11 protein-coding genes are annotated in these 19,999 nt (G+C 45.8%); 5 read left to right on the top strand and 6 right to left on the bottom strand.

Translation table 11 applies throughout. The features are described from left to right. Positions 1-25: 25 nt before the first annotated feature. From QUA42_RS25100 to QUA42_RS25080, 5 genes are all read right to left on the bottom strand, one after another. The gene (locus QUA42_RS25100; RefSeq protein WP_333141055.1) at positions 26-5,353 is read right to left on the bottom strand and encodes a glycosyltransferase; all 5,328 of its coding nucleotides are present in this window, start codon (positions 5,351-5,353) and stop codon (positions 26-28) included. A 42-nt stretch (positions 5,354-5,395) separates the two neighbouring features. Then, positions 5,396-6,895 (bottom strand): methyltransferase, encoded by a 1,500-nt coding sequence (locus QUA42_RS25095; RefSeq protein WP_333141053.1) that lies wholly within the window; start codon positions 6,893-6,895, stop codon positions 5,396-5,398. A 15-nt stretch (positions 6,896-6,910) separates the two neighbouring features. Continuing rightward, entirely contained in the window at positions 6,911-8,323 is a 1,413-nt protein-coding gene (locus QUA42_RS25090; protein WP_333141051.1) for an ABC transporter ATP-binding protein, read from the bottom strand. Between the two features lie 141 nt (positions 8,324-8,464). After that, positions 8,465-9,316: an ABC transporter permease gene (locus QUA42_RS25085; RefSeq protein WP_445242234.1), complete on the bottom strand. Its 852-nt coding sequence runs from the start codon at positions 9,314-9,316 to the stop codon at positions 8,465-8,467. Positions 9,317-9,497: 181 nt separating this feature from the next. Next, entirely contained in the window at positions 9,498-10,037 is a 540-nt protein-coding gene (locus QUA42_RS25080) for a hypothetical protein (RefSeq protein ID WP_333141049.1), read from the bottom strand. A 74-nt stretch (positions 10,038-10,111) separates the two neighbouring features. On the opposite strand from QUA42_RS25080, the gene ruvB reads away from it, so the two are divergent. After that, positions 10,112-11,209, top strand: coding sequence for a Holliday junction branch migration DNA helicase RuvB (gene ruvB, locus QUA42_RS25075; RefSeq protein ID WP_333141047.1), 1,098 nt, complete (start codon positions 10,112-10,114; stop codon positions 11,207-11,209). A 137-nt stretch (positions 11,210-11,346) separates the two neighbouring features. On the opposite strand, the gene QUA42_RS25070 is transcribed toward ruvB, so the two are convergent. Further along, entirely contained in the window at positions 11,347-12,678 is a 1,332-nt protein-coding gene (locus tag QUA42_RS25070; protein WP_333141045.1) for a TAXI family TRAP transporter solute-binding subunit, read from the bottom strand. Positions 12,679-12,846: 168 nt separating this feature from the next. On the opposite strand from QUA42_RS25070, the gene recN reads away from it, so the two are divergent. The 4 genes from recN (at position 12,847) to QUA42_RS25050 (ending at position 19,947) form a co-directional block, all read left to right on the top strand. Beyond that, positions 12,847-14,601, top strand: coding sequence for a DNA repair protein RecN (gene recN, locus QUA42_RS25065; RefSeq protein ID WP_333141062.1), 1,755 nt, complete (start codon positions 12,847-12,849; stop codon positions 14,599-14,601). A 601-nt stretch (positions 14,602-15,202) separates the two neighbouring features. Next, complete coding sequence (locus tag QUA42_RS25060) at positions 15,203-18,385, top strand: GAF domain-containing protein (protein WP_333141043.1); 3,183 nt, start codon at positions 15,203-15,205, stop codon at positions 18,383-18,385. Positions 18,386-18,838: 453 nt separating this feature from the next. Beyond that, positions 18,839-19,387 carry an inorganic pyrophosphatase gene (locus QUA42_RS25055; RefSeq protein WP_333141041.1) on the top strand — a complete coding sequence of 183 codons (549 nt, stop codon included), beginning with the start codon at positions 18,839-18,841 and terminating at the stop codon, positions 19,385-19,387. Positions 19,388-19,545: 158 nt separating this feature from the next. Continuing rightward, the gene (locus tag QUA42_RS25050; RefSeq protein ID WP_333141038.1) at positions 19,546-19,947 is read left to right on the top strand and encodes a protein kinase domain-containing protein; all 402 of its coding nucleotides are present in this window, start codon (positions 19,546-19,548) and stop codon (positions 19,945-19,947) included. Positions 19,948-19,999: the final 52 nt, after the last annotated feature.

The raw sequence follows: 19,999 nt of genomic DNA, 5'->3' as shown, positions 1-19,999 counted from the left end.
TTTTTCACGCCTTAATCTTGAACGGTTACTTTTTAGTTAAATAAGCTTCGCGAAAAATTTGACCGTAAGCTTGAGTCATTTCTTCAAAAGTATTTAATGACTTTAACACATATTTAGCGTTTTCAGCTAACTGATGCCGTAATGATTTATCCTCCAATAAACTAATCAAAGCTGCAACTAATTCGTCCGGGCGATCGGGCGTATAAAACAAACCATTAATTCCCGGCCGCACTTGTTCTTTAATCCCAAAAACCGGCGATGTAACAATTGGCAAATCGCAGGCCATCGCCTCCAAAATCACTCTTGGGAAACTTTCCACGCGAGAAGTGCAAACAAAAATATCAGCCGCTTTGTAGTATTTTCCCGTCTCCCCAGTTTCTGGGACTACAGTCACCCTTTGCCGCAACTCTTTCGGCAATTCCTGCACCAAATCGGCTAATTTATTGCTGTAAATACTCGGACGATCGCCCACAATAAAACATCTAATTTTATTGTGCCATTTGTCAGGTAAAAGAGAAAGTGCCTTAACTAAATCCTGCTGTCCTTTACGTTCGCATACCGTTCCCAGCAGCAAAATTACCACATCTTCCGCTGCAACACCTAAAGTTTTTCTAGCTAATTCAGAGTGATACGAATTTTCCAGTTTGCTCAAATCTAAGCCGTTGTGAATCACGGTAAAATTGTGGTTGCTGTTGAGAGGCAAATACCTGTCCCGCGTTGCATCTGCCACAAAAATAACTTTGTAAGGAAAGCGAAAACACTCTAAAGCTCTCGCCGCAATCTCCGAACCAAACCTGTTAAAATAAGTTTGCCAAGGTTCGCTTTCGTGCACGTTCCACACTGTAGGAGTTCCGATTTGCCGCGCCGCATCAACTACAAAAAAGTTTTCTAAAGTATTGGCATAAATTGCATCTACTTTTAAACTTGCAATTTCTGTGCTAAAACTGCGGATGGCTTCATCATAAGCATCGCGCTGGTAGATGTGTTCGAGAGGATTGTCACGCACAATTACTTTAATTCCCTGCTGTTCGTAAGCTTGACGTAGGGGCCCGTCTGTTACGCAAAGTACGATCGGCTTAACCACACCCTCAGCCGCCAATTTCACGGCGATTTCGTACTGATGCAGCGGCGCACCAGTGAAATCCAGCGAATTGCTGCACATCAAAACTCTGATAGGATTTACAAAATTATTTACTGATATCAAAGAACCAAAATTCCCACATTTTAGTTCTTCCTTCTTCTTTCCATCCGTTACATCCGTTATAGACTCCGTTGCCGAACTTCCTTCTTCCTTCATAAAAACCCGGCGAGGTTGAATATGGAAATACTCATCTTCTAAAGACAAGTGAGGACTGTAAAAACTGTCATTTTTACCCGCATACTTGCGCCTAAAAGCTGCCACTTCTTGAGGATTGTCGGTAAAACCCCTAGAAGTTCCCTCTTTGTGCAACAATTCCGCATCGGGACAATATACGCACCGATAACCCCGTTCTAACAGTCGGTATCCGTAATCTGCATCATTGTAAGCAACAGCAAAATTCTCCTCATCAAAACCGCCCAATTCTAAGAACAATTGACGTGGAGTAATCATGCAAGCCGCTGTTACCGCAGAGTAATTTCGCGTTACCATCGCTTGAGAAAGATAGCCTCGATTTTCGCTGTTCATCAGCTTAAAAGCGTGACCCGCCAAACCGTGATGGAGACCGTGAATTACGCCCGCGTGCTGAATTCTCCCGTCTGGATATAACAGCCGCGCGCCGACTGCACCCACAGCGGGAATTTGAGCGTATCCCACCATTTGACTCAGCCAGCGCGGGTTAATTACTTCTGTATCGTTGTTCAAAAACAACACATATTCGCTGTCAACTTGTTCGGCAGCACGGTTGTTAATGGCTGCAAAACTAAACTTGCCCCCAGGATTTTTTAGAGGCAAAACTTTGCACTTTAATTCCTTTAAGTATTCCAGAGTTTTATGGTCGTCGCTTTCGTTGTCGATAACGGCAACTTGATAATTTTTGTATGTTGTAGTTTCTAGAGAATCCAGACAAGCTTTCAGCAACTTTAGCTGATTTTTAGTAGGAATAATTATCGTTACTGATGGGCCGTTATCCGGGAAATCCTGGGCAAATATGCCCAGATTTTCTTTGATCGCCCATGCGTGCTGAGCGACATTGCCGTTAATTTGGCGGCGATTTAGTGCGTCTTGAATGGCTTTTTGACCTGCGGAAAAACTGGCGGGTTTCGCGGCCCCAGATATCGCTGTAGAACCGGGTGCGGTTCGCCAGTGATACAGCACTAGCGGCAGGTGCGCGACGTGGCGAGAAATTTCGGTTGCTCTCAGGGCAAAATCGTAATCTTGCGAGCCTTCAAAACCTATCCGTAAACCGCCTATTTGTTCAAAAATGTGTCTTCTGACAGCGCACAAATGACCGAGATACATATAGGAAAGCAGCAGTTCCGGCGACCATTCCGGTTTGAATTGCGGGGCGAATCGGCGACCTTTAGTGTCGATTTTGTCGTCGTCGGAATATAGAAAATCGGTGGCTGGATGCGAAGCAAAATATAAGGCGACTTCGCCTAATGCGTCGGGAGTGAGTTCGTCGTCGTTGTCTAAAAACAGGATGATGTCGCCTGTTGCGAGGGCGGCGGCGCTGTTAGTTGCTGCGCTGATGTTGCCGTTTTCTGTGCGAAAATTGATGTGGATACGATCGTCCTTTTGAACCCAGCTTTTTAAATTTTCAGCAACCGTGAAATCGGTGCTGCAATCATCGGCAATGCAGAGTTCCCAGTTTGGATAAACTTGATTGATTACGCTGTCGATCGCACTTTCTAAAAAATCTATCTGCGGGTTGTAAACTGGCATTACTACCGAAATTTTTGGCAGGGGTTCCCGGCAGGATTTTAACCGAGAAATCAAGTAATCGCGCGCGCGATCGTTCCACTGATTCACCTCCAGCCAAGCGTCATACCTATCAATGGGTTGAGGCACCACAAAACCCGCAGGTGGCAGTAAATCTCCCGGCGCACTAAACTGTTTTTGCTGCCGATAAATCTTCCCCAACTGGCGGAGCACTTTGACAATTTCCCAGGGCAGGGGCAAAATTCTACCAAGACGCTGTTTTCTTTCTCTCGCCCGCTGCTGAATTGCCGCTGTAAACCTTGATAACTCCTCAAACTTATCTGCACTTCGCTGCCAGATATGGTAGCGCCGCACTGTCAATATTTTAGGCGCTTGAAAAGACAAAATTTCCCCGGTTTCTAACTCAGCTTGCAGAGAAACGTGCCATTCCCCTGGCGGCAAATCGACAAGGGCCTCAAAACCGCTTTCCGAACTGTTAACCCAGTCAGGAAACACTTCGCCGACATCTTTCCGCCGTAAACCGTAGGCGCATTCTACTGAAGTATCGCCGCACAACAAGCTTAATTTAGCAATTTTGCGATCGTGGTGGCAGCACCAACCTGCAAACAAAATTTGACCCTGACGCTGTTCCCACACCACCGGTACATCTAACGATGCTTGAATCGTTGAAACTAACAACGGATAAGCTGCCAAAAGATGCCATTTACCTCGATCATCTTGCGCTTCCAGTAGCACTTCGTGTCGTCCGGCAGGCGCTTCCAATTGAATTGTAAAACCTGATTTATTCGCAGCGGAAATATTAGAGTGTGCTAGCGCTATATCACTTCTATCTATGCCGTAAACGCCTGCAAAACTCTGGTCTTTAATTCTTGCGCGAACTGCTTTAGTCTCTCTTTTTTGGTGAAAAACCCAGCCGACAATTAGCAGGTTGGAATCGCAAACTTGCCAAGTAGTGGGTTTATCTAACGAAAAAATAAATTTAGGGAACAAGTCGCGGATTTGGCGCTGAACTTCCCACAACTTTTCTCTCACTTGCCACCATATTGAAGACTTAATTATAGCAAGTTCTGCCCGAAAAGTTTCATTTTCCTGGCGGGAGTTTTCTAATCTTTCCTGATTTTGACTTTGTGCTGTTTCTAACTGAAGTAATTCAGCTAACTTTTGCTGCAATATAAATTCAGTCTCTTCAAATTGTACCTGAGTTTGCCCTAATTCTGCTTCTAATTCTAATACTTTCGCTAAAGCTGTTTGAAATTGCGATTCTTTGCCTGCAAGCTGTACCTGAGTTTGTCCTAATTCTGTTTCTAACCCCAGGAGTTTCGCTAACGCTTCTTGAAATTGCGATTCTTTGCCTGCAAGCTGGACCTGAGTTTGCCCTAATTCTGCTTCTAATTTTAAGACTTTTGTTAAAGCTTCTTGAAATTGCGATTCTTTGCCTGCAAGCTGGACCTGAGTTTGTCCTAATTCTGTTTCTAATCCGAGGAGTTTTGCTAAAGCTTCTTGAAAATTTGATTCTTTGCCTGCAAGCTGTACTTGAGTTGCTCCTAATTCTGTCTCTAATCCCAACACTTTCGCCTGTGCCTGGTGAAATTGTTCTTGCCACTGTTTGAGTTCGGAAGAACTCGTTTTTTGCTGTTTTTCCAGCAAGCGGATTTTTAGCCAATCTTCAAATGGCCAAATTGGAGATGCTGGGAAATGAATAACTTGATCGATCGCACCTTTCGATTCGCTGCTCAGATTGCCAGCTTGGGTTTCCAAAAGTTCATATAGTTCTAATGCTTCGGGAAAATATTTTTCTATTAAACTCGGTCTGTGACTTTTGACAATATCGTTGACTAATAAAGATTCTTCAAAATTGTCGCCCGGTATCGCACCTAAGTTAACATTAAATTTTTCGTTGACTCGATCGAGGAAAAGTTCAGGAGTGTTGCCGATGGGGTAAACGTTGGCGAGGAGACAGCGATGGGGGAAACGTTCGTAAAGTTCTAAAACTTTTTGATTGTAGTGAACCCACATTTTTACTGCCTTTTCGGGATTTTGCAGCAAGCTGACATCGGTTCCCCGGCGGTAAAGGGAATCGACTACTTCCCAGGGCGATCGATAAACACAGATAAAATTAGCTTCGGGGAGCAAAGTCAGCCAAAAATCCCAAAAAAGGGCTGTTCGCGGGTCTTTCCAACCCCAATGTTTGTGAGTTTGTTGATTTTGGTCGATCGCCCGTTTGGCGATTTCGACGTATTCTGCTGCTACCGGAATCGTTTTTTCAAACGTACAGCCGAGTTCATCAATGTTTTGCGATCGCAAAACACTTTTGTGAAACTCCACAAAATCAACATTCTCGAAATGACCTTTCACATTTCCGTCGGCCGGTCCCACTAACTTTTTGCCAATATCAACCCCGACTTTCTGAAACAAAGAAGCTGTTAAAGACGTACCGGAACGGTGCATTCCGGTAACAATAAAAACCGATGGTTTGCTGTCATTTGTACTCACAATTTCTCTCCCTCGCCCTAATTCCCACACCAAATTTACTAGCTACTCTCCCGCTAAGCCCAGCTTTCGCCTGACTTTAAACCACGCGCTTCTGATCTTCCAGAACTTGCTGCTTTCCATTGCTAAAACTCGACACTTCGCTTGCTCTAGTTCTTGTTTGAGATTAATTAGTTGATTTTCCGTTTTCTCCAACTGCATTTGCACCGATAATAAGTGATTTTGAGTGTGCTCTAATTGCGTTTGAGCTAAAACTAATTCAGTTTGAGTTTCTTCCAACTTTGTTTCAGTAATCATTAACTTACTTTGCTTTTGCTCCCATTCTATCTTAGCCGAGGCTAACTGAGTCTCGAGTAATTTGAGTTTGGTCTGGGTAGACCCCAACAAAGACTGCGATTGCCTTTGGTTAAGCAGCGATTTAACAGTGCAAGTTTCCAGAATCCATTCCAAACCGTAGTTATTGATTGCTTTGACTATTAACACATCTTCCAGCGCCACTGTGTTTTTTAGTAAATAACACCTCCAACCCGACTGCAAAGCCCCATCTGTTTCAAAATATCCAGCCACATCCGGGCGATCGTAAAAAGGCTCGCACCTCTGTACAACCTCACCGTTTACCAGCACTTGCAGCTCCTCAACTCGACCGCCGGAATTAACATCAGCCACCCATCCTTCCAGATACAAATTCTCCTTATTCGTAAAAGCAGCAACATCAATATATCCTTCCGGATGATGATGGAATTTCAACTCGGAAAAATCTCTAACTAACTCATTTGTTACAACATACAAATCCTGAAACCTGCATATTCCTTTTTTGATGCGATGAACAAAAGCTTTGCCTCCGCTAACTTTATCGACACATTCTCTCACAAACTTTTCAGTTACATAAGTTGTGCCGTACTCCTCCTTATCTAAAGACTGGCTTTCGCTTTGAGGACTAAACAAAATACCATTAGCCGGCATTTCTGTATTGGCTAGGCGCAAACACTCATCGTGAACGCTGAACATCAAAATGCCGTTAGGAGTCAACAAATCGTACAAATTTTGCAACCAACTTGTAAAAGTCCTTTCCGGCATATGGCTGAAGAAAGAATTAGCCAGAATGCAGTCAAACTTGCGGTCAATTAAATAATTTTCTGGTTTTCCCGTCGAGACAATACCGTTGACGCCCAAGTATTCACTTTGGAACTTAACCGCGTTAGCATAAATATCAGAAACCCAAATTCGTTCCGGCGGCATTTCCTGAATCAAAAACCTGGTAAATCGACCGTAACCGCAGGCAAAATCTAGAAAAGAGGGGACATTTTCAAAACAGTCAAAATGCCATTCCACAACTTGTTTAACCGTATCCAAGATGCGACGCCCGATCGAATAATAGCGCACAAAAGCCCGATCGCGATCGTCTTTGACGTTCTTCAAACTGAACAAATACATTTCATCGTCTTGGCAGATATTCAGTTTAAATTTTTCAGGGAACTTAGTTTGATCTTGAATAAATGCTTTGATTACGGGATTTTCAACTAAATCTAAATTGATATCGTTCATTGTTTTTACAGAATTTTAGATAACCTCTGTTGACTGCTCTTTCACTAGAGAATCAGCATTGACAACAGTTAAACACGGTTCTATCAGCAAGTCAACGATGCCGTTACCGCAGGACTCAGTACAAGACTGAACTCTAAACATCGCCACATCAACGCAGCGATCCAGATAAGTTAAATCTCCATCAACCGTTCCCACCACCCCAGCATTCAGAAAATAAACCCCGGGATTCAGCAAACATTTAAAATGAAACTTCACTACAATTGTCGTTCCCGCTTCTACATACCTAACTGACTGAGTAGAAGCCTTCAAAGAAGCACCCGCCAACTCAAAACCGCTAATTGTTTTAATCAACATTCCAAACCTAACTTTGGAAGTTGACCGCGAGAAAGTGACAGAGTAAGTGTAAATATAATCTTGACGACCGAGCAAGTGATTTACCACATTTCCCTTCAGCGTCTCGATGTGGGGGTTGATAATTTCCGCTCCGCGAGACGGATACCTTACCGTATTCGACGGTATCATCCCCGGATCGTAAAATTCATCGTAATATTCCTGGGGTTTGGAGAGATGTTGCTCCGGTTTAACTTCCCTCTTTGTGCTTTCTAAATTAGCATCCTGAAGGTGGTCTTGACTTTCCTGTTTTGTTAGTTGGTTCAGAGCTCGAATATCTGACTTCAACCCCAGAACCTGATCCGGATCGGCGTAAATCAGCTTTTGATACTTAGAAATTACCACCTTCGGCGTGTGAGCGAGGAGCAATTCACCGCTATCCATTAAAATCGCCGACGTACAAAGTTGCACCACAGAAGTAGCAGCGTGAGAAACAAATAAAATGGTTCCGCCACCTTCCTGAATGCTTTGCAAGCGGGCAAAACACTTGCGTTGAAAAGCTTCGTCGCCCACCGAAAGCGCCTCGTCAACCACCAAAATATCTGGCTCGACGCTAGTCGCAACGGCAAAAGCTAGCCTGACAAACATACCGCTAGAATAAGTTTTGACTGGCTGTTCAATGAAATCGCCAATATCAGCAAAAGCAGCTATATCGTCAAACTTTTCTTCAGTTTCTTTTTGATTGAATCCCAGTAACTGAGCGTTAAAAAACACATTTTGTCGCCCGGTAAATTCGGGGTTAAACCCGCTTCCGAGTTCCAACAAAGCGGAGACTCTGCCTTTAACATCGACGCTTCCTGTGGTAGGAGTCAACGTCCCTACAATTATTTGCAGGAGAGTGCTTTTCCCCGAACCGTTGCGACCGACGATTCCCAGAGTTTGTCCTTGAGGAATTTCCAGATTGATGTCGTGTAGGGCCCAAAATTCGTCAGCCAGTTTTTTGCTGGGGTAAATAATTTCCTTTAAACGGTCTCCTGGACGATCGTACCGCTTAAAGCATTTGGAAACATTTTTTAGTGAAATTACATTTTCTGTCATTGGCGGCAGTCAATCGATTTTAGATTTTAGATTTTAGATTTTAGATTGACTTCAAATCTCAAACATATTTACAGCACAATCGATTTTAGATTTTAGATTTTAGATTTTAGATTTTAGATTGACTGTAAATCTCCAACAAATTTACAGCACGTCAGCAAAAGCGGGACGCAAACGCCGGTAAACCGCCAAACCTCCACAAAATATAGCAGCAGAAATTAGCGTGGCGACACCCCATTCGCCCCAATGCTTAACTTCTCCAAGCAGTATGAGGTCTCGATAAACCTCAGAGATGGCGGCCATTGGATTTAGCCAAAATATCCACGCTCGCCACTCTTGGGGGATGATTGATGCTGGGTAGACGATCGGCGTCAAATAAAACCAAAAATTAAGAATAACACCTAATGTCTGAGGAATGTCTCGCAAAAATACAGTCAAGCCCGCTGTCAAATATCCCAAACCAGCAGTTATCAGCAACTGAGGCACCCACACCAGCGGCAGCAAGCATAAAGTAGCGTTGAGCTTTTGCGACGACACTACTACTATCACAATCAAAGCTGCCAAACCCAGAGAACTTTCAAGAAAAGCTGTAAAAATCGGCACTAGGGGCAGCAAACCGAGAGGAAATACCACTTTTTTCACTAAATTCGGCTGCCCCACCACGGATACTCCCGACTTGATCAAACCGCTGGTGAAGGCAGTCCAAGGCAGCAAACCTGCAAACAACCAGACTCCAAATGTAATGTCGCTGTTTTCTGGGAAGCCTGCAAGGCTGAGCTTTACCTTGAGGACGATCGAAAATACGTATGTGTAAATCACCAATTGCGATAGCTGATTCAGCAGCGGCCACAAATTGCCCAGAATCGAGCCTTTGTATTGAGATTCCAAGTCCCGGCGCACCAATGTTGCCAGCAGATTCAGCTTCGTCCACCGCCGGGGCGTACTTGCCGGCCGCCGCCGGCCCAACCTTCGGGCCTTTTGGGCAACTCCTTTCACAGTTCTCTGCAATTTTTTCGCCCTCGTTCACTAGCTTCACACCTAAATCAACTCAAGCTACAATTGTGCAGCTTTTGCTAAACCGCAATTATTCCACAGCCCCGTCGCTTTGATCAAGCATCTGCCACCCTGGCTTTGGCTTCTTACTTCTTTCTTCTTTCCCCTTCCTTCGGAGGTTATTTTAGCCGATCGCCGATCGAACTGCCGAACCGATCGCTAGTTTTTGCTCGTCGTCGTAGCCCCACCGCTGGAAAAATTTTTCATACTTGCCGTTGGCACTCTGCAAACTTTCTAGCATTTGCGACGCTATAGTTTGACAGGCTGGCATTTGCAGGATTTGAATTAAATTGCGCGATCGCTCCTGCACTCTAGCAGAATCGGCCGCCATTTCCTCCTTTTGCTGCCGCGAATGATGTACAGCCATTGCCGCCGACATCGCCAAATTTTTCACCAGCAGTTCTGCTACGATCTCAGGAGCCGATCGCAGCGCCTCGACTACTCCGGGTGACGGGTGATCTGCCTCCTGTCGATCGTCCGTTAGATAGGTGACAAAAAAACCCCTAGCACCGTTCTGTGTTTTCACCAGAGATGTAACAGCTTGCTGGATGTCGGCTTGTAAAAGTCGATCGGCCTCAATGAAGGACAGTAAAGATTGAGTCAGCTCGATCGCCCCCTCAAAAGTTATGCTTTCCGATGCTAATAAAGAAGATGGAATACTCATAACGAACTCAATAATTTTAAAGATTCTGCTAACAACAATTGTAAACACTTCCCGCTGCCCGATCGCAAATAAATATGGCTATTATCTCCTCCAAACAACAGCCCCCCGACCCAAATCTACCCGAAGACATAGCCCCAGCCCGTCGCAAAAAAGTCGCCAAACCCCAGGCGGAATCTTTGCTAGAATCGCAAGAACTACCCGACGAAATCAACAGCAAACAAGACGACAAAATCCGACCCCAGCGGTTAGCTGAATACATCGGGCAAAAAGACTTGAGAGAAGTTTTGGCGATCGCAATTGCCGCCGCCAAATCTCGCGGCGAACCGATGGATCACCTGTTACTCTACGGGCCTCCAGGGTTGGGAAAAACCACAATGTCGCTAATTCTAGCAGCAGAAATGGAAGTTGAATGCAAAATCACCACCGCCCCAGCTTTAGAAAAACCGCGAGATATTGTCGGATTGCTGATCAACCTCAAAGCAGGCGACGTGCTGTTTATCGACGAAATTCACCGCTTATCTAAAGTTACAGAAGAAATTCTCTATCCGGCGATGGAAGACTGTCGGTTAGATATTACGATCGGTCAAGGCAAAAGTGCCAAAATCCGCAGCATTCCCCTGAAACCCTTTACCTTAGTAGGAGCAACCACAAAAGTCGGGTCGCTGACATCTCCATTGCGCGATCGCTTCGGCTTAATCCAAAGATTGCGCTACTACGAAATAGACGAACTTAGTCTAATTATCCAAAGAAGCGCCCAAGTTCTAGACACTCAAATTACCCCAGAAGGAGCTGCAGAAATTGCCCGCCGAGCGCGCGGAACGCCCCGGATCGCTAACCGCTTGCTACGCCGAGTTAGAGACTACAGCGAAGTCAAACAATTAAAGCCAATTAACGCCGAAATTGCCTCAACCGCCCTCGAATTGTTCAACGTCGATCCGCTAGGTTTGGATTGGACCGATCGATGCCTTTTGACAGCAATGATCGAAAACTTTAACGGCGGCCCGGTTGGTTTAGAAACTCTTGCAGCTTCCACAGGAGAAGACGCTCAAACAATTGAAGATGTATATGAACCGTACTTAATGCAAATCGGATTTTTGCAGCGGACAAGTCGCGGTCGAATTGCCACAGCGGCTGCTTGGAAACACTTAGGTTTACTCGAATCAAAGGAATAGAAATTGCTGAATTACGCAGCCATTCCGTTTGTAGTTGCGCTTTAGGAAATTGAGCTCAACTACAAACTTTGGGGCGCAAAGAACTCAACTACAAACCTCCAAGTGCAAAGAGCGCAAGTGCCAACGAGGAATATAAATTAAATCTCCCGCTCTTTGATAAGAGTGGCATCAGATTCTACACAATTGGAAACAAACTGCATATTCCGCAGCATTTTTTCTCGCTCCCCTGCAATCTTAATCGCAGTTTCCCACGTAAAAGTAAAAGATTGAAAAGATTCAGAATCAATTAGATCTTCATCCAAATCCACAATTACTTGATTAAAAATATTAAATAACTCTGCCTGCAACCGATCGATTTCTTCCAAAGCTTTCGCTTGGCGAATTTGTTGGATCAAACTTAAAATATCCAAATTAAATTTATCAGCTCGATTTTTTTGTTTCTGCAAAAAGCGCGATCGCAACTGCCAAAGCCAAGAAGCCAAAAGAGTGCCTATGGACAAAAACAAACCGATAGCATCAGAATTAGCAGCAACAAAATCCGGCTTTTCGCGATCGTAATAAGCCTGAGCCCCCTCATGAACGGGCAAAGACAAACTCCCGCTGCCTCCCGGCTGACTAATCATAGCTCCCAGGGAATTAGCAGCTACCAAGTTGCGGCGGTACTCGAACAAAATTCGCGTAATTTCCTTGACGATTATCGGATCTAGATCCTCCCCAGCCAGCAGATTAGCCTGCACTCCAACGCTCGGTAAATCCGCATCGGGAACCGCAGGATCTGCCTTGTAAGTACCCTTAGGAATCACATCAGCTTCCAGATAAGGCACTTTAATTTTCATCGCAGCTCCTTGGTCTATCGGCACCAAGTTGCCCCGGGTATTTCGCAACAAATCGCTAACAACATCGCTCCCCGGAGGTAGCACCCTAAAAATAGCATCAACCTCGCCGGTAGCAAACAACTTAGTAGCATCATCCCAAGAGTTAGCAGTAAATTTAAAATCCCTTTCTTTCAAACCGTAATGTTTGCTTACCAACCAAAAAGACGTGTAAGAACCGCTGCCTTCAGCCATCAGCGCAATATTTTTTCCCTGCAAATCAGCAACATTTTGAATACCCGACTTTTCCGAAACAATTAAGTGAAAAACCTCCTTAAACAAAGCAGCCACCACCCTCGCCGAAGGCCCCCCCTCTGTATTGTTCTGCACGATCGCTAACTGCACCTCATTTGCCTGAAGCAGGCGCATATTTTCCTCAGCACCTTGACTCTCAATAACTCGAATTCGCAAACGCGGATTTTGTTGCGTAACTACCTCAGCAATTGCCTGCCCGAAAGGATAATAATTCCCGCTTTTCGTTCCAGTCGCAAGGGTTAATTCATGGACTCGCTGCTTGTCTTGGTGCAGATTCCACCCAAAAGCTCCTATCAAGACAACACTTAATAGAGCAATGGGAAACAGAAATTTATTTTGCATTAAGGTTGAGACTCCATCAATAATGGCAAAATCAAAAGTATTCTAGTTAAAAATGAAAATTGGACTCGGGAAATTCGACGCGCCCGATAGTGGAGGAGCCAATGCCCGATGCCCGCCCGATGCCCGATGCCCAATTCCCAATTCCCAATTCCCAATCCCCCATCTTCCATGTTAATATCCCTCAGAATAGAAAACTTTGCCTTAATTGACTGCCTGGATCTAGAATTTGGCCCGAGTTTGAACGTATTTACAGGGGAAACCGGGGCCGGCAAATCGATTATCTTAGATGCGATCGATGCAGTGTTGGGCGGAAAAGTTGATCGCCGATCGATTCGCACCGGAGCAGCGCGGGCAATATTGGAAGCTACCTTTGAATTGGACAAAGCCGCAGCTTTGTGGCTGGGCGAGCAAGAAATCGAACCCATAGACGGAAATTTAGCCGTTTGCAGCCGGGAAATTAACGCATCAAGCGGTGCTCTACGCACCAGATCGCGCTTGAACGGAATTCTCGTCAACCGCCAGTTAATGGATCAACTGCGCGATCGGCTGGTCGAAATTACCGCCCAAGGCCAAACCGTCCACCTCGGACAAGAAACCCTCCAGCGAGAATGGCTCGATTTATACGGCGGCAAAAAGCTCACTGAAGCGCGATCGATCATCGCATCCGCCTGGCTGGGAGCCAACAACGCCAAAACAGCCCTCAAACGCAGGCGTCAGTCGGAACAGCAGCGACTGCAAAGACTTGATTTGTTAGAATACCAAGTCCGAGAACTCGGCGAAGCCCATATCGAAGACGCCGACGAACTTGAACAGCTAGAACACGAATCAATCCGGCTGGGCCACGTCGTCGAATTGCAGCAGCAGAGTTACCAAGTCCACCAAGCCTTGTACCAAAACGACGGCGACAGCGCATCAGCCGCCGACTTGTTGAGCAAGGCCGAAGTAATTTTAAGCGACATGGCGGTTTACGATGTGCAGTTGCAACCAATCCTAGAAATGGTCAGCGATGCTTTAGCTCAAGCCACAGAAGCCAGCCGGCAAATTAGCAGCTACGGCGAACAATTAGAAGCAGATCCCGAAAGACTCGAAGAAGTAGAAGATCGGATTCGGGAACTCAAACAAATTTGTCGCAAATACGGGCCGCTTAAAGAAGCGATCGCCTACTACCAAAGCATTCAAAACGAACTAAATGAACTTTTAGAAGGAGGCGAGTCAATGGAAGCCTTAGAACTCGCGTATCAGACCGCTTTAGAGCAATTAAAAGACGCTTGCAGCCACCTCACCACCCTGCGACGCGAAGCAGCCCTCAAACTAGAAACGCACCTCGTAGGAGAACTTAAGCCATTAGCAATGGAAAAAGTGCAATTTCAAGTCGAGATCTCGCCTTGTACCCCAACCGCTACCGGTGCTGACCAAATCGCCTTTTGTTTCAGCCCCAATCCGGGCGAACCTTTGCAACCTCTGGGCGCGATCGCCTCCGGGGGAGAAATGAGCCGCTTTCTACTCGCCATCAAAGCCTGTTTTTCCCAAATAGAAAGTGCCGGTACGCTGATTTTTGACGAAATCGACGCGGGAGTCTCCGGGAGAGTCGCTGGGGCGATCGCCAAAAAACTCTACCAACTTTCCGACAAACACCAAGTTCTATGCGTCACCCATCAGCCGCTGATCGCCGCGATGGCTGATTTTCATTTTCGCGTCAACAAACAGACGATCGAAGCAGAACCAAGTATCGAGGAACCAGCAGCCAACTCCGAACCCGTGGAACGTACAGTAGTCAGAGTTGCCGCTCTCAACAGTGAGCAGCGGCGGGAAGAACTCGCCCAACTCGCCAGCGGCCGCTCAGCAACAGAAGCCATAGCCTTCGCCGAATCCCTGCTTGTCGAAGCCGCCGGATTGCGCCAAACTCAGTCTGCCCAACCCTGATCAGACCCTCAAGCCGATCGGGGGGGTCAAAAGGCGGAGTTTTTTCAGAGTCGGAGGTTACACTAAAAATATCAACCGCAAATTTTACAAAAACAAGCTGAAAACCCTGTGAATTGAGTGGGATAAAAGCTAATAGCAGCCAAATAGAGAGAAATTCTAGTTAAAAACCACAATTGTGTAGAGAAGGGCACACATCACTAGCAACTGGTAGTGTCACAATTGCGGCTAGTCCCACAAGGCCACCCCTCTTTCAGCAGTCCTCCCCCCAGTACGCATTCATTTTCCTGCGGGCGATCGGCTCCAAGATCGGCAGAACTTACTTAAACCAGGCACGCACAATGTCAAAATCAGTTAATAAACCATTTAAACAAGATTCGCGATCTCTAAAAAGATTGCAGCACTCCCACCGCCTCGTTACTCTCCCACCCTCTGTTCAGCAGCAAGGTCAACTGAATTTCCCTTGCTTGGTGGCCGGAGTTCTGTAAACTGGGAAATACTTTCACACATACTTGAGTCTTGTGCGACAGGTGACTCACTAATCCACTTCCCCGCTCTCTTCGCTTAGAGACTAACCCTTACACTTAAGCTTCTGTAAAGGTCTATGAAATCTGCATCTTCCACCAATTACTCTTCTCTGGACAACGTGATTGATGTCGCTGTTGTCGGCGGTGAAAATCATCATCAGGAACATTATTCTCCCCCGGAAATTAGGAGCAATGCAATTATCCCCCGCCAAGGAAACCTCTCCGGCATTCTCGACCTTCTAAATAAGCAAAGTTTCACAGTAGTAATTAAGCAAGTAGACGAAAAACTTAGGATTGTCAATCAAACCCTGGGAATGCTCGACAATATCCTGGAGAGCGAGGGATTTGATGCCATCCTCAACGAGATGTTGCAGTCGATTACACTCAAAACAGGGGAATTGCTAAATGCCGATCGCACCACGATATTTTTATTAGACGACGAAAAAAATGAACTCTGGGCGATCGTCGCTAAAGACGAAAATGGCAAAAACCTAGAAATCAGAGTTCCCGCCCATGTGGGCATTGCGGGAGAAGTAGCCACGGAAAAAAAAGTGGTGAACATTCCTTATGATTTTTATAACGACCCCCGCTCGGCTAACGCCAAAAAATTTGACGAAAAAAATGGATATCGCACTTATACAATGCTGGCGATGCCCCTGCTCAACGAAGAAACAGGAGAGTTAGTAGCAGTCGTTCAACTGATTAATAAACTAAGACCGAATCACGAAAATTACGCTAGTTTAGACGAACAAATCGATCGGCACGGATTTACTCAAGAAGACGAACAACTCTTTACAGAATTTACTCCCTCGATTCGCCTAATTCTAGAGTCTTCTAAATCTTTCTACGCAGCAACTCAGAGACAACGGGCTGCCACGGCGCTGATGAATGCCGTCAACGCTCTTTCTCAGAGCAGTTTAGACTTAGAAGATACCCTAAAAAGGGTGATGGATCAGGCCCAAGAACTCATGAACGCCGATCGTAGCACCCTCTGGCTGATCGACGAAGATAGAAATCAACTGTGGACAAAAATCCTGATCGCAGGTCAACTTCAAGAAATTCGCATACCCAGAACAGCGGGTTTCGCAGGCATTGTCGCCCAATCCAGCCAACCCCTGCTGATTCCCTTTGACGTGTATGACGATCCCCGCGCTGCAACTTCCAAAGAAGTAGATCAAAAGTCGGGCTACCGCACTTGCAGTATGCTTTGTATGCCAGTATTTAACTCGGACAAAAAATTGATTGGCGTCACCCAATTAGTTAATAAAAAACGACAAGGAGAATTCCCCCCCTACAACCCCCAAGATTGGCCACACGCCCCCGAACAGTGGAAAGCCAGTTTTAATCGCAACGACATGGAATTTATGAAAGCGTTTAACATCCAAGCAGGAGTGGCGCTGCAAAACGCTAAACTGTTTGCAGAAGTCAAACAGCAAGAACAAAGACAAAAAGATATGCTGCACGCCTTGACTAACGGCGTGATTTCTACAGATAAAAAAGGCAATATAGTAGCGACCAATCCCAGTGCTAAAAAATTACTGGGTGTCAGCGATGCAGAATTAGCCGAAGGTCAATCTTTGCGCGAGTTAATTAAGTTAGAAAAAGGCGATTTTGCCAAATGGTTTGATGCGTCTTTGTCTCCCGAAGACGATCAGGATCGCCAGCAGTATTACCCCGATCAAGTTTTGCTTTCCTTGGAAGGAGAAGGGCAGAGTATCAATCTCTCGATTAATTCAATGACTGACGCTACCGACCCCAACAAGGTCAACGGCGCGTTAGTCGTCATGGAAGATATTAGCAGCGCCAAGCAAATCAAAAACTTGATGTACCGTTACATGACTCCAGAAGTAGCCGAAGCTTTGTTAGCTTCAGGCGATACTGGATTGGGCGGTAAGCGCAAAAACGTTTCGGTGCTGTTCTCAGACATTCGCAGCTATACCACACTTACGGAAAAATTGCAAGCCGAAGAAGTGGTAGTGATGCTAAACAAATATTTTGAAGTGATGGTAGATGTCGTATTCGAGTACGGAGGGACTCTCGACAAATACATCGGTGACGCTCTGATGGCAGTTTTTGGCTCTCCAGCGCCCCTAGAGGATCATGCTTGGTGTGCAATGCAAACGGCAGTGAAAATGCGGGAAAAACTGGCAGAGTTCAATCAAGAGCGTATGGCACATGGGGAATTGCCGATCGGCATCGGTATGGGCGTACATTCCGATGAAGTTGTCAGCGGCAACATCGGTAGTAGCAAACGCATGGAATTGACTTCGATCGGAGACGGCGTAAACCTCGCCTCTCGCTTAGAAGGCGCTAGCAAGCAGTACGGCACAGACTTGATCATCAGCGACAATACTTACAGAGATTATGCCGATCGGCTCTACGTGCGAGAACTCGACTTTATTACTGTCAAAGGCAAAAGCGAACCCGTAATCGTTTACGAACTCGTCGGCATCCGCGAGGGATACTCGCCAGTCGGCAAGTCACTAACCGAAACACAGCAACAAATTATAGAACATTACACCAAGGGGCGCGAACATTACAAAACTCCAGTTAGCCAAAGACTCTCAGAAAGTGAGGTGAAAAACATCTTAAAGGATGTCGCCGAAATGCCAGAGGCAGAGATTAAGAAACTGTCCTACGATCTAGAGCAACAGTTGGAACACGAACTAAGGCAGCTCTTATATCAACTGAAAAAGCTGTCAGAGTACGACCCGAAAAACCTGTCCGAAGCAGACAAACTCATCGTACTGTTGCAGCCTGAAATCCAACTGCTGAAATTGGAAGGCATCAAAAACCTCTCCGAAGACGAAGCCAAAATGCTGCTGCAAGCAAAAATCAAGCTGCTATCAGCAGACGATATTAAATACTTGCAAGAAGGGGAAGTCAAAAAGCTGTTGGAAGCAGACATCTTAGAACCATCAAATCCCCAAATCAAAAGGCTGAAACCCGCAGATATCAGGCAGCTATTGCAGGCGAAAATTAAAAGTCGGGCCAGCGAGACAGTTGCAGAAATGTTAGATGAGGAATTTGAAAACCTGGGACTCGATCGGGTGAAAAAAGTGCTGAGCGAGTTTAAGAAAGCCTTAGAACCAAAAGCCAAGCAAGCCTTTAAAGACGCTGAACGCGAATTTAAGGCCGTTCTGGAAGTTGACCCGAAAAACAAGGCAGCTAAATTGCACGTCGATCGCTGTATGTTATTTCAGCATGGGTTTTCAGATGTACTCAACTGGGATGGTGTGTGGAATCTCACAGAAAAATAGCAGTGGCCCACAGCAAATCCTCGCGGTGCCGCCAGGGTTCCGGGTGGGGGCGATCGCGATCGGGGGTGCGCCTCCCATCCCACCACCAATTAACCTGAATATCCTATTGAGGTAATCGTAAATAAGCTCCAACAGGTATTATGGTTATATAACTGGATTTGAATTTGCAATCGAGATACCGGGGTTTCGCCCTACGTGTTTCCTTCGCACTACCTACGGCAACAAACTTAGCACTTCTATTATTTGAAGCGCTTAAAAATAGTTAGGACGGCCAGCAGCGTTACCCGGTTTCTGAGAAAAATCTTGGAGAAAGGGGACGAAACATCCGCTCAAAAACCGGGTTTCTCACCCCGCCCGCGTAAGTCTTAATAGCGTTAGCGGCTCCTAAAAAGAGCTTCCTTCGCAGATAATCAATGTTCTAGTCTTAGATATAGAAAACCACTAGCGTCAGTTATGAATAATTGGAATTCGCAATCGGGAGATGTTGAGTGGGTAGATCAGGTTTACCAACTATTGCTGGAGATTGCTCGGAGCTCCCTGTCAGATATCCCCAAAATCCCGGAAAACATCACTGTTAAGGCTATCCCTCTGATCCAGAAGGTACAAAGCATTCAGCAAAGACCTGACGGGCAAGTGTTCAAATCTGGTTCCTTTTCAGTAAACGATCACGAATGGGTCGATCGAGTCTGCCAACTATTGGTAGAACTAACCAGCGCGTCTTTGTCGGAACAGCCCAAAATGCCGGAAAACCTTGCAGGCAGATCTTTAGCCCTCGCCGATAGAGCACAAAAAATTAAAGAAGATATCGAAGAAAATGCAGCCCAAACCCCAGCAGATGAAGATGAAAATTCCTTACAGTCTCCAGACGAGCTGCTTTCCCTCTTGCACCACAGTTTGAAAACTCAGCGCGCCAAAAGCTACAACCCCGATGCCCCCGAATGGCAGCAAGTCTTGAGCCTGCTCGACGTAGTGCAGTCACTTTACAAGCAAATCCCAAATTAAATTTAAGCTTAACTCAGGCGGGTCTTGATGGTGCGATCGCGGGCTCTTAAAGGCGGTTGCTCTTTGACAGAAAAAGTTTTTTGCTGTAGCCCGAACATTTCCGATTATTGCGCTTTTGTCAACTACACTAGGTTTAATCGGTTCTAGGGCAAGAGAACATGAGCGGACAAAACATCGGCGATTTGTCAAAAGAAATATTAGCCGATCGCTATCAGTGCGATCGGCGGCTCGGCAAGCAAGCAGGACGGCAAACCTTACTCGCCCGCGACTTAAAAACCCAACAGCAAGTAGTAGTCAAACTGCTCTCATTCAGCAGCGACTTTAAGTGGGAAGACTTAAAACTGTTCGAGCGAGAAGTCGAAACCTTAAAATCCCTATCCCATGTCGCAATTCCCCGATATCTCGACTCCTTTGAAATCGACACGCCCAAACGCAAAGGATTCGCCCTAGTTCAGACTTACATCGAAGCCAAATCCCTGCAAGAATATATCTCAGACGGCCGCACCTTCAGCGAAAGCGAAGTCAAACAATTAGCCTGGGGGGGTGACAAAAAGGTCTAGGAGATAGACCGAATAAGGGTTGCAGCCCCCATACCTTGTTGATAAAAGCGAC

This window comes from Microcoleus sp. Pol11C2 (assembly GCF_036701505.1).
Taxonomy (GTDB): Bacteria; Cyanobacteriota; Cyanobacteriia; order Cyanobacteriales; family Microcoleaceae; genus Microcoleus.
This window is presented reverse-complemented; position numbering and strand designations above follow the sequence as displayed.